The 11,950-nt window shown below is 58.4% G+C and carries 9 protein-coding genes; 3 read left to right on the plus strand and 6 right to left on the minus strand.

The features are described from left to right. Positions 1-519: 519 nt before the first annotated feature. From AB4Z20_RS05530 to AB4Z20_RS05545, 4 genes are all read right to left on the minus strand, one after another. On the minus strand, positions 520-2,262 hold the full coding sequence (locus AB4Z20_RS05530) for an OPT family oligopeptide transporter (protein ID WP_442089481.1): 1,743 nt from the start codon (positions 2,260-2,262) through the stop codon (positions 520-522). Between the two features lie 156 nt (positions 2,263-2,418). After that, positions 2,419-2,826 carry a VOC family protein gene (locus AB4Z20_RS05535; protein ID WP_442089482.1) on the minus strand — a complete coding sequence of 136 codons (408 nt, stop codon included), beginning with the start codon at positions 2,824-2,826 and terminating at the stop codon, positions 2,419-2,421. A 23-nt stretch (positions 2,827-2,849) separates the two neighbouring features. Continuing rightward, positions 2,850-3,275, minus strand: coding sequence for a YciI family protein (locus AB4Z20_RS05540; RefSeq protein ID WP_253473620.1), 426 nt, complete (start codon positions 3,273-3,275; stop codon positions 2,850-2,852). A gap of 164 nt (positions 3,276-3,439) precedes the next feature. Continuing rightward, positions 3,440-4,459, minus strand: a complete 1,020-nt coding sequence (locus AB4Z20_RS05545) for a substrate-binding domain-containing protein (RefSeq protein ID WP_214509363.1) — start codon at positions 4,457-4,459, stop codon at positions 3,440-3,442. A 380-nt stretch (positions 4,460-4,839) separates the two neighbouring features. On the opposite strand from AB4Z20_RS05545, the gene AB4Z20_RS05550 reads away from it, so the two are divergent. Further along, positions 4,840-6,099, plus strand: a complete 1,260-nt coding sequence (locus tag AB4Z20_RS05550) for an MFS transporter (protein WP_442089483.1) — start codon at positions 4,840-4,842, stop codon at positions 6,097-6,099. Here AB4Z20_RS05550 and AB4Z20_RS05555 read toward each other — a convergent pair. Continuing rightward, entirely contained in the window at positions 6,083-7,195 is a 1,113-nt protein-coding gene (locus tag AB4Z20_RS05555; protein WP_442089484.1) for a peptidase C39 family protein, read from the minus strand. The two genes, AB4Z20_RS05550 and AB4Z20_RS05555, sit on opposite strands and share 17 nt — an antisense overlap. Positions 7,196-7,287: 92 nt before the next feature. On the opposite strand from AB4Z20_RS05555, the gene AB4Z20_RS05560 reads away from it, so the two are divergent. Further along, positions 7,288-8,874: a RimK family protein gene (locus AB4Z20_RS05560; protein ID WP_442089485.1), complete on the plus strand. Its 1,587-nt coding sequence runs from the start codon at positions 7,288-7,290 to the stop codon at positions 8,872-8,874. A gap of 66 nt (positions 8,875-8,940) precedes the next feature. After that, a complete protein-coding gene (locus tag AB4Z20_RS05565; RefSeq protein ID WP_214509220.1) occupies positions 8,941-9,891 on the plus strand; it encodes a magnesium transporter CorA family protein in 951 nt (316 codons plus the stop codon). 30 nt (positions 9,892-9,921) lie between these two features. On the opposite strand, the gene AB4Z20_RS05570 is transcribed toward AB4Z20_RS05565, so the two are convergent. Further along, on the minus strand, positions 9,922-11,823 hold the full coding sequence (locus tag AB4Z20_RS05570) for a potassium transporter Kup (protein WP_253473607.1): 1,902 nt from the start codon (positions 11,821-11,823) through the stop codon (positions 9,922-9,924). Between the last annotated feature and the right edge of the window lie 127 nt (positions 11,824-11,950).

Consider the following 11,950-nt stretch of genomic DNA (forward strand, 5'->3'; position numbering starts at 1 on the left):
TTCGCGAAAGCGGTGTGTCAGTTTACGGTGATGTTGGATATGCCGGCCTGATCGCGAGCAAGCTCGCTCCCACAGGTGATCTTGGGTGTATATCGGTTTGGTGTTTGCTAAATATCCCTTGTGGGAGCGAGCTTGCTCGCGATAGCGATGGCGCAGCCACATAGATGTTGGACATGCCCCGCTCTTGCTTTGCTTTTGATCTTGATCTGGACGCCCCGTTAAACCACGCTGGCCGAACGCAGGCATTGCGCAGTGGGCACCTCAGCATGGATGCCGAGGTAGCCGCGCTGGGCCATGGATGGCCCTTCGCGGCGGCCCACGGAGCAATGCCTTCGTTCGGGCACACCGAGCCTAGGCGAGGTGCCGAGTGGTGGGGCAAAGCGTTTTTGGTTACTTTTGGCGCTCTTCCAAAAGTGACCCGCCGTAAGGGCGGAACCGCCAGTGGCCGTTACCGCAGCAACGGATACACACACCCACCCTGAAATACGCTACGACCGTGCTTCGATATAGTTGCTCCCCTCACCCATCCCCAAGCATCTGCCACAACGACGCCCCCACCCCGGTAATGCTCTCCCCGGCAATCAACCCCGCCGCCGCGGTGATGGCGAAGCGTTCCGTGAGGCTCGGCCAGCGACAGCTCACCAACCACGTCAGCACCGCACCGAGGGCCATCATCAGGGACACCGAGGCCGGCAAGACGAAAGCCAAGCCCAAGGCCGCCGTGCTTGGCAAGTAGCGGGCCCGATGCGCCGGCAGCAGGCTGTCGAGGACTCCCAACAGCAAGCCAACCAGGCCGCCGATGAAAATCGCCCAGCGAATGCTCGCTGACAACGAGTCCAGGCCCAGGGTCAGGGTTTGCGCCACGGCCTTCCAGGTGGCGACCGCCGGGGCCGGCCACTCTTCGGTGAGCAGCATGGTTTGCGGGTCCGGGATCAGCGCCAGGTAAGCCAACACCCCGACGATGCTACCGACGAAAATCCCCAGGGTCTGGGCGATCAGCTGCTTGCGAGGCGTGGCGCCGATCGCCCGGCCGACCTTGAAGTCATTCATCAGGTCGGTGCACTGCCCGGCCGAACCACCGGCGGTGTTGGCGCTCATCAGGTTGATCGGCACCTGCCCCGGCGCGACGATGCCAAAGCTCAACTGGGACAATTGGCCGATGGCCCCGATCGGCGGAATGCCCGTGGCGCCCACCACCCGGGCGGCCACCGCCGCCAGACAGATCGCCAAGGGAATGGTCAACAAGGCCATCCACGGATTGATGCCGAACAACAGCACTTGCAGGCTCACCACCAGGATGATCGACAGTACAAAACCAGTGGCAGGCCCAGGCTTGGGTATCGTCCAGATCGCCCCGCCGCCCGCCTTGGTGGACCGGTGCAATGCCCACAAGCGAATCGCCAACGAGGCCAGGGTCGAGCAGACCATCAGGCTCACCCCTGGCCAGAGCAACCACTCCACCAGTGCCGCGAACTGCGGGCCGCTGCTACCGTGCGGCAACCGCACCAAGCCTTGTTCCAGCAGCCACGGCGCCAACCCGCCCCACGCCAGCAAGGCACCGAGCAGCAGGGTCAGGCCCACGCGAATACCGATGATGCCGCCGAACCCCACTAACAACAGCGAAGGGTCAGCGGTAAACGTCAGGCGCTCCAGTTGGGCGCTCGGAGACCAGCGCGGGATGGTCCACATGAAGGTGTCGACCGCCTTGACCAGCCCGGACAGCAACGCGGCGCTGAGCAGCACCTTCAAGCGCGTCGCGGCTTCGTGGCCGTGGTTATAGATATGCAGCAGGGTTTCCAGGGTCGCCATGCCCTCGGGAAATTTCAGCGCCTTGTCATTGAGCAATGAGGGCCGTAGGTACCAGGCAATCCAAATCCCCAGGAAACTCACCGAAAAGACCCAGGCCACCATGGGAATGGCGTCCAACTGCTGGCCGGTCAGCAAGGTATAGGCCGGGATGGGCGCGACCAGCCCACCGGAAATGATCGACGCAGCGGCAGAGGCCACGGTCTGGTTGATGTTGCTTTCGTGCAGCGTCCAGGGCAGCCGCCCCACCGATCGACTCGCCAAGCCTTGCCAGATGCCATAGCCAACCAGCAAGGCAATGATCGACATATTGAACGACCAGCCGATCTTCAACCCGGCATAGACATTGGAAGGCGTCAGCAGGATACCGAGGACGATTCCCGTACTGACCGCACGCGGACTGAGCTCGCGTTCGACGGCGGCGTTCAAGGGGAATGTGGACGAGGTTGGATGCATGCGAATTCCTTATCGGCACTGAGGCAGCGGCCAAATTCAGCCTGATCCCTTGTGGGAGCGAGCTTGCTCGCGATGGCGGAGTGTCAGTCTCCATCCCCGTAACGCAGTATTGGCGCAAGGTTCACCCGAGTCGTCCATCCATGGGCTGCGCTCGACTTATTTTCCCCCCTCGTAATTGACCATCCAGGCAATCCCGAAACGGTCTTCGAACATGGCAAAGCGTTCCGCCCAAAAGGTCTTCTCCAAGGGCATGTACACGCTGCCACCTGCACTCAAGCCTTTAAATAGCCGCTCGGCCTCCTCCACGCTGTCGACGTTGAGGGAAACCGACACGCCTTGCGGCTTGCGAAACGGCTGGCCTGGCGGGCAATCGGAGGCCATCAGGCTGAAAGCGCCGACGGTCAGGCAAGTGTGCATGATCAGGTTGGGATCCTTGGGCATCCCGGTTTCCTCGGGGGCCTCGGCAAAAGACATGGAAAACAGTTCGCCGCCCAGTACCTCCTCATACAAGGCGAAGGCTTGCTTGCAGTTACCGTTGAAGGTCAGGTAAGGAATGATTCTCATGGTCGGGTCTCCTGCAGTCGGTTTCACGATTGGCCGGACATCCGGGCCCGCAAGCGTTCTTCCTGCTCGCGCAATTCAGGGGTAAAGGACTCGCCGAACTCCTCGAGCTCGAAGATCTGGCGGATCTCGATTTCACTGTCGCTGACCATCGGGTTCGGGCAGCGCTTGACCCAGTCGATGGCCTCCTGCAATGACTGGACCTTGAAGATCCAGAAGCCGGCGATCAGCTCCTTGGTTTCAGCAAAGGGCCCGTCGATCACCGTCCGGTCCTTGCCGGAAAACTGCACGCGCACGCCCTCGGCACTGGGATGCAGGCCTTCACCGGCGAGCATCACCCCGGCCTTGACCAGTTCTTCGTTGTAGGCCCCCATGGCGGCCAGCAGGTCCGCGCTGGGCATTTCTCCGGCTTCCGATTCCGGACTGGCTTTGACGATCACCATAAATCGCATGCTGGTATCTCCTGAGAATGGATGGATCAAGCCGCCCTTGTGGCGGCTCTACGGACTAATCGAATGGCAATGGCCGAAATCGACAGGTCGACGCCATTATTTTTCGATAGACCGTTGGCGGCCAGGGAGACCCAGGCTCCCTGGCCGTGAGCCACGTCCAGCGCTCAGGGATTCCACTGGAATCGATAGATGTCTCGATAACCATTGCTGGGGTCGTACAGGAGCTTCGTCCCGCCGTCCAAGGTGATATTGTCGGCATTGACCAAGTGAACCGGTGCCACGAAACCGCTCACCGGCTGACCTGCCATCAGTCGGTTCAATTCATCGATCACCTGCCAGCCATGCACATTGAGCGGTTCGGCCACGGTGACGGTCTGGTAGTTTTTTTCCTGTATGCGCAAGAACGCCGAAGCACTCCCGTCACCGGCCGACATCAGACTGATGCCGTCGCGGGGTATCGCGGCGCTGGCCAAGGTGGCCACCGCGTAGTCGAAATAGATATCGTTGATGGCCAACGTGTGGGTCCAACGCTTGCCATGGCGCTGAAGCAGTTCCGTGGTGATCGCCGGCATTTTCTCGCGGCTTTCGGAGATCGCGACATCGCGCACCTCCAGCAACGAGCACTCCCGACAGGCCCGAATCACGTTTTCCATGGCCTTGGCTTTCGCCATGGCGATGCTGTACCTGGAGTCGGTCAGGATGACCACCCCGGCCTTTCCGTTCGACTGCGCCACTGCCGCCATGGCCGTGATGCGAGCCACTTCGAGCGGGTCGGTCGTGACGTTCATGGCCATCGGCGTCCCATCAATCGGCCCGGGCCGCTCTCCGGCGTGCCAGCCCACCACTGGCACGCCCTTGTCGGCGAAGACGGCCAGCGCCGCCTTGTTTTCAAGGGCGTCGGCACCGCACAGAATGAGGCCATCGGGGTTCGCCGCCAGGGCATCGGCAAAGGCCTTTGCACGCCCGGCCGAGGAGCCAGCGCCATCGAATACCCTCAGCGTCCAGCCCATCGCCTTGGCGGCCTCGCGAGCGCCCTGGGCGACACCGACAATACCTCCGTTGCGCATATCTTCTGCGACAATGGCGATACTCTTGCCGCGCTGGGCGCGCGGGCCGGATTCGGGGCCACTCCAGGGAACGGCGCCGAGAGTGGCCTTGGCAACCATTTCCTGTGCTTGATTCACCGTCACCGTGGCGTCCGTCGCTGCCGGTAGATCCTGGCCGTATCCGGGCGTTGCCGCGAAGAGACAGAAAGCCGTCATTGAAATTATCTTGAGCAACCGGGACCTGGCCTTACAGGTTTGATCACAGCGTGTGATGCCGGGTCTGGAGCCGATGGCGCGATCATAATGTGTCATGGCGTCTCTTTTTTTTATGGATGCAGTGTTCAAATTCAGTGTCCGCAAGGATAGTCGGTTCTGCTGTCATCGGCCCGAAAGGGGAATGGCAAGTTTGTAACATCCTTCCAGCCCCGGCCCTCGCTCGACATCCATTGTTCGACGCACCACGAAGTGAGGAACCTGTCGAGCCCATAGCCTATGAGCCAAACATGGAGGAGATGGCGATGACACGCACCCGTTTTTTTGGAAAAACCGTACTGGCCTGCACGTTCATCCTGGCGATTATCGGCTGGGGAATCGGCTTCTATGGGCCGCCGATTTATATGCAAGCGGTCATGGAGCGCACGGGTTGGCCGATCGCCCAGGTCTCGGCTGCCGTGACCTTGCACTTTCTCAGCGGCACGCTTGTCATCGCCAACCTGCCACGCCTTTACGCACGCGTCGGGATACCCGCCATCACCCTGCTGGGCAGCATCGTCCTGGGCATCGGCGTGAACATCTGGGCTCACGCCAACCAGTTATGGGTGCTGTATACGGGCGCCGTCTGCTCGGGTATCGGCTGGGTGACATTGGGTGCCGCGGCCGTTAACACCCTGATCGCGCCGTGGTACGTCAAGGAAAGACCCAAGGCCCTGGGCAAGGCCTACAACGGCGCCAGCCTGGGTGGCGTGATCTTTTCGCCGCTGTGGGTGTTACTGATCGAGCGTTTCGGCTTTGCCATGGCGGCGCTGGTAATCAGCATTGTCGCGGTGTTGCTCATAGGCGTCTTCGCTTTCCTGGTCTTCAACAAAAGCCCACAAAGCCTAGGACAACATCCCGACCATGCAGACCAACCGGAACCCGTGCCGATCAGCGCCGGCGCCACGCCGTGGACCGCCATGCAGACCCTCAGGTCGGCAAGTTTCCGCACCCTGGCAGCCGGCATGTCCTTGGGGCTGTTCGCCCAGATCGGCTTGATCGCGCACCTGTACTCGATCCTGGTGGGTCGCATGGGGGCGCATGACGCCTCATTCGCCATGGGTCTGGCCACTGCCAGTGCGATGGGCGGCCGATACGTCGCCGCACGCTTGATGATCCAAGGCATGAACCGCCGACAACTGGCCTGCCTCGGTTATGCCATCCAGATGCTGGGCACGCTGATGCTTCTCGGTCTGGACCTTCACCCGACAGTGGCCTGGATAGCCGTGGTGTTGATCGGTTCGGGCATTGGCAATGCCACCTCCTTGCCGCCACTGATAGCCCAGACCGAGTTCAGCCGTGAACAAACCGCCAGGGTGATCGCCCTGATGGTCGCGATCAGCCAAGCCACCTACGCCTTCGCCCCGGCCTTGTTCGGCCTGGTGCGCTCCCTCTTCACCGATCCGAATCACGCCATCGTCGCCGTCGTGACAGCAGCGGTCGTCGTGCAGGGGCTCGCCATTTGGTCGTTCTATCCACTTCATTACAGAAACAGGGTTGGGTATCGCTTCATACCTTGGGCATAGATTGACGAGGGTAAATCGTCACGGAGGCGCGTAGCTTATTGCCGCCGAAAACACACATTTTGTCGAATGCCTTGTGGCTGACGGGAAGATGCTGGCAGTCAAGTGCCTGACGGTGCTGACTATGATCAATGTCTGGATCATGGAGGTAGACGAAGTCCTCATCGTAATCAGTGACAATAACCCAGTGTGGGGCTTTTGAGCGCGTCAGTCGGTAGCAGCTGATCAACACCAGGGGTTGACCGCCCTCCTTCAGTGCGAGGGCCAGGTCCAGTTGGTTGCTACTCACCTGCTCCACATCACTCTGCGCGAGTTCGCTGCAGAACGCTTCATGTACCAGGCGCATTACTTCTTTTTTATGTTCGTCGCGCACACCGTCGAGAAATAGCGGACCTGCGATACTCACTTGCAAGCGTACTCGAAACCCCCGGCGCCAGGCCGCGAGCGCCAACCCTTGGGGACTGCAACCACCGTGCCCTGAAGTCATGAACACCGTGGTGGCTTCACGCCAGATCTGCAGTTCGTCCCTACGCCCGATTAAACGACCGGGTTGCAATGCCTTCATGGCCATCAAGAGGCAAGCCGGGCCGCAGGTAAACTCAGTGGTCTGTTGGTAGTAAGGTACCTGGAGCTCACGGTTTTCCCGAGGCTGCACAACACGCTTTTCCAAGCGCAGCGCATGCAAATGGTCTTCGTAGTAGTCGTTTACCACGGCGAAGCGCCGGTACCCATTGCGCTCATAAAGACTGATGGCAACCGGATTATCCGGTCGGACTTCCAGTCGCAGGTAGGCGCAGTCGTTCGCGCGTGCGCACTCTTCCGCCTGATCCAATAACTGTTTCCCCAAGCCCAGGCCACGACTATGGGTGGCGATGGCGATGGAGTACAGACGCGCCAGCGAGGTGCCGCGGTGGAACAAGACCAGGCAGTAGCCCATCAATTGGCTCTCGGCCTGCGCGACGATCAGGCTGGCATGGGCTCGGCCGATCATCCACTGGAAACTGCGCGGCGTCAGCCGGTCATGGGTAAAGCACTGGTTTTCCAATTCCAGCAGAGACTTCAGATCATCGTGTGTCGCCTTGCGAAATACCAGGTTCATATAGCCGCCGTAAAAGTTGCGTAACGAAACGAGACTTCTAAAAAGTATCGTGCTTAATAGATAAGGACTTGTTCTCCAACGGACCTTCTCATATGTCAGCGGCACAGGGTGATCGGCGTGAAGTATCAGAGCAAAATCGGTTAGCGGCAATATCAAACCTTACTTATTTATCGAGTGCACAGAGGCAGCAAAGCCAAGTCGTTATTATTGTTGAGCGTAAAGAAGACTGGGCGTCTTATTTCCCATCAGACGATGTGATGAGTGCCCAGGAGTATCTCGAGCAACCCCTTGAAAGCGAGGCGGGCAAGCGTGTTCAGGTTATTAATCTGTGTCGGAGCTACAAGTACCTAGGACACGGGTATTACTGCTCATTGCTGGCAGAAGCACGCGGCCATAAAGTTATTCCGTCTGTGCGAACCATCAGCGAGTTGACCCGAAAATCACTGTACAGCCTCGCGCTGGATGACTTGGACAAGGCGCTGGACAAAGCACTGAACAACCACCTTTATAGTAATACCGAAGGATTCACGCTCACTCTTTACTTTGGTAAAACCAACCTTGAGCCCTTGCAGGAACTGGCCCGGCAAATTTTCGAAATATTCCCATGTCCGATCCTCCTGGTGGAGTTCCGTAAAAGCAATAGTTGGCACATTGAGGGGATAAAGCCTGGCGTCTTGCAAAAGCTACGCGAAGACCAGGAGGATCAATTTGCCAACTCGCTGGACAGTTTCAGCCGCAAGATCTGGCGAGTACCGCGGTCACCCCGCGTGGCCCGTTACGACCTGGCCATATTGCATGACCCACAAGAATCGTTGCCGCCTTCCAATGCCAAGGCACTGGAAAGCTTTATCAGGGTGGGCAAAGGCCTGGGCATTGATGTCGATCTGATCGAAAAGAAAGACTACTCGCGAATCGCCGAGTATGACGCCCTGCTGATTCGCGAAACCACCAGCGTGGATAACCACACCTATCGCTTCGCCAAGAAGGCGGAAAGCGAAGGCCTGGTGGTGATGGACGATCCCACTTCAATACTGCGCTGTACCAACAAGGTGTACCTGACTGATCTGCTCAAGAGCCATCAATTGGGTATGCCGGCAACCGAGATTCTCTACAAGGAGCGACCGGAAGACTTCGAGCGAGTCGGTGAACGCCTGGGCTTTCCATTAGTGCTGAAGATTCCCGATGGTTGTTTTTCCCGTGGCGTAATCAAGGTTGAAAGCCAACAGGCGCTGCTGGATGCCACCGCTGAGCTCTTCGAGCACTCGGTATTGCTACTGGCTCAGGAGTTCTTCTACACCGAGTACGACTGGCGCATCGGCGTACTCAACCGCAAACCGATTTTCGCCTGCCAGTACTTCATGTCCAAAGGTCACTGGCAAATCTACAACCACAAGGCCAAGAGCCAGGACATTAATGGGGAATGCCGCACCTTGGCGGTTCACGAAGCACCGCGGGCGGTGGTGGAGCTGGCGGTGAAGACCGCAAATCTCATTGGAGATGGTTTGTACGGGGTCGACCTGAAACAGTCGGGGGATAAGGTGGTGGTCATCGAGGTTAACGACAACCCGAACATGGACGCGGGCATCGAAGACGCCTACTTGCAGGACGACCTGTATTCCCTGGTTCTGGAAGAGTTCATTCGCCGTCTTGAGCTGAAACGTCGCGGTCAGGCCTGGTGAATACTTGATCCGCTACACGACCTGCAAGACACTGACTTCCTCTGTCAACAACGCCATAGGTCAGACGTGATCAAGAGTTTTCTGCTCGCCAACGGGGCGCTGGTACCGGTTGAACAGCTCAATGCTGATGTGATGTTGTTCAGTAATCCCGATGCGGCAGAACGAGATCTGTTGCGCAGCGAGTTCAAACTGGACGATCACGCGCTGGCTTCGGCACTGGATCCGGACGAAGTCTCACGCATCGAATTCCATCCGGATAACCTGTTCTTGATCTGGAAGCGTCCGGAAAGTTACTCGGGCGGAGATAGCCTGGCCTTCGAGGTCTCATCGTTCGGCTTGCTCTTCTCTAAAACACGCTTGCTGATAATCGCGACTGACGACTCCCAGTTGAGTGGATTGGGGCAGCGGCACCCCTTGCACACAACGCAAGATGTGCTGCTGGACATACTGTTCAACAACCTCCACCACTACCTGGGCCACCTCAAGGTGATCAAGATGGTGGCTCGCGAGCTGCAGCAGAGATTCAACGCCTCGATGGAGAATCGACATCTGGTCCAGATGTTTAACCTCAGCGAAAGCCTGATCTACTACATCAATGCGATTCACAGCAATGGCGCTGTCCTGACTCGGCTGCGCAACCATGCGGAAAAAGAGCACTTCAGCGTCGAGGCGATTGCGCTTATCGACGATTTGATCATCGAAAATACCCAGTGCAACAAACAGGCGGAAATCTACTCCAGGGTGTTTGCCGGCTTGATCGACGCACGCGGCAATTTGATGAACAACACCATGAACAACCTGTTACGCAAACTGACGCTGATCAATGTGGTTTTCCTGCCTCTCAACCTGATCGCCAGCATTGGTGGCATGTCCGAGTTCAGCATGATGACCTCAGCCGTTCCCTGGTGGATTGCCTATCCGCTTTTTCTCACAGGAATGGTTGTAGCCGGGGGCCTGATGGTTATCGCGCTCAAGCGTCTGACGCGTGGTTCATCCAGCATGAATGGCCCGCATTGAACGAGCCCCTCTGGATACTCGATGACTCCTTTACATCTCGACCTGTGTGCCCAGCTCTATCACCCGGTTCAACGGCAACTTGAAGTACTTCAGGTTGCTATTGGCGTTCTTCAGCAAAAACGCGAACAGGGTTTCTCGCCAACGGGCCATCCCGATGCGCTTGGTCGGGATCACCGTCTCCCGGCTGAGGAAATAGGTGGTGCGCATCGGACTGAAGTCCAGTTCAGCCAAGTGACAGAGACTCAAGGCCAAGGGGACATCGGGCTCCTCGATAAAGCCAAAGTGCAGACTGACCCGGAAGAACCCTTCACCATAGGCTTCAACCTCAAACCGTCGGTCAGCACTCACACGAGGGCTGTCTTCGGACACCACTGTGAGCAATACCACTTGCTCATGCAAAACCTGGTTATGCAGCAGGTTGTGCAGCAGTGCATGAGGAACAGCATCTGTCCTGGCCGTAAGAAACACGGCCGTACCTTGCACCCGATGGGGAGGCTGCGTACGGATGCTGGCGATGAATAGCGGTAGAGGAAGTGCGGTTTCATCCAGCCGCTCAACAATAATCTTTCTGCCCCGCTTCCAGGTCGTCATCAAAATGAACAGGCTGATGCCGGCAATCACCGGGAACGCGCCACCCTGAAAAATTTTGGGTGCATTGGCCGCGAAATACAGACCGTCTACCAGCAAGAATCCGAGCAGCATCGGGATGGCCAGCCAGCGCGGCGTTTTCCACAGGAGCAGGACGACGGCCGAGGACAAGACTGTCGTGATCAACATGGTCCCCGTCACAGCGACGCCATAAGCTGCGGCCAACGCACTGGACGACTCGAAACCAATCACCAACAGCACGACGCCCACCATCAACGCCCAGTTAACCGTACCGATATAGATCTGTCCCTGTTCCTGGCTGGAGGTGTGCTGGATAAACATGCGAGGGACGTAACCCAACTGGATGGCCTGGCGAGTCAGGGAAAAAGCACCGGAGATCACGGCTTGAGAGGCGATGATGGTGGCCAGTGTGGAGAGCGCGACCATCGGTAAAAGTGCCCATTCAGGCGCCAGCAAATAGAACGGGTTGCGCACGGTCTCCGGGTTTCCCAGGATCAGGGCGCCCTGGCCAAAGTAATTGAGCACCAAGCCGGGCAACACGAGAATGAACCAGGCGCGAGCAATGGGCTTGCGGCCAAAGTGGCCCATGTCGGCATACAGTGCTTCAGCACCGGTCAATGCCAACACCACGGCGCCCAGAATGGCCACGCCAATCCCCGGATGCACCACAAAAAACTGCACTGCCCACGCAGGATTGAGCGCCTGCAGAACTTCCGGTCGTTGCAGGATGCCGTAAATGCCGAGCGCACCCAGCACCATGAACCACAGCACCATGACCGGGCCGAACAGGATGCCGATACGCGCCGTGCCATGTTTTTGGATCAGGAACAGCGCTACCAGGATGACCACGGACAGCGGAACGACCCACTGTTCGATTCCATCAAACGCAAGCTGCAGCCCTTCGACCGCCGAGAGCACCGAGATGGCCGGGGTGATCATGCTGTCCCCGTAAAACAGTGCCGCACCGAAGAGCCCGAGCAATACCAGGACCCTGCTCATTTTGGGAAACGGTGCCGCAGCCCGACGAGCCAATGCGGTCAAGGCCATGATGCCCCCCTCGCCCTGGTTGTTGGCGCGAAGGATGAACAGCACGTACTTGATCGAGACGACCCAGATCAGTGACCAGAAGATCAACGACAGAATACCCAGTACACCGTCCTGATTGGCCTGGACGCCGTAGTGACCGGCGAACACTTCCTTGAGTGTGTAAAGCGGGCTGGTGCCAATGTCCCCATAAACCACGCCCACCGCGGCGACGAGCAAGCCCACTCCTGATGTTTTGGCATGGGAGTCTTCATGGGCGGGAATCGCTGCTTCGCTCAAGGGGTGCGTCTCTCAAATTACGGGGGGAAGTGTATGCCATCCTTGAGCAATACGATTTGCCAAGGCCATTGGAAATGCAAGGCGCTCGGACGATCTGAAAATCGCGGCCAGTATCGTTGTGGGCCAA

It is taken from the genome of Pseudomonas sp. KB_12, assembly GCF_052114545.1.
GTDB lineage: Bacteria > Pseudomonadota > Gammaproteobacteria > Pseudomonadales > Pseudomonadaceae > Aquipseudomonas > Aquipseudomonas brassicacearum.

Excerpts from the sequence above, each read along its gene's own strand:
- AB4Z20_RS05550 (WP_442089483.1), top strand. The coding sequence starts at position 4,840 with ATGACACGCACCCGTTTTTTTGGAAAAACCGTACTGGCCTGCACGTTC.
- AB4Z20_RS05530 (WP_442089481.1), bottom strand. The coding sequence starts at position 2,262 with ATGCATCCAACCTCGTCCACATTCCCCTTGAACGCCGCCGTCGAACGC.
- AB4Z20_RS05555 (WP_442089484.1), bottom strand. The coding sequence starts at position 7,195 with ATGAACCTGGTATTTCGCAAGGCGACACACGATGATCTGAAGTCTCTG.
- AB4Z20_RS05540 (WP_253473620.1), bottom strand. The coding sequence starts at position 3,275 with ATGCGATTTATGGTGATCGTCAAAGCCAGTCCGGAATCGGAAGCCGGA.
- AB4Z20_RS05560 (WP_442089485.1), top strand. The coding sequence starts at position 7,288 with ATGTCAGCGGCACAGGGTGATCGGCGTGAAGTATCAGAGCAAAATCGG.
- AB4Z20_RS05535 (WP_442089482.1), bottom strand. The coding sequence starts at position 2,826 with ATGAGAATCATTCCTTACCTGACCTTCAACGGTAACTGCAAGCAAGCC.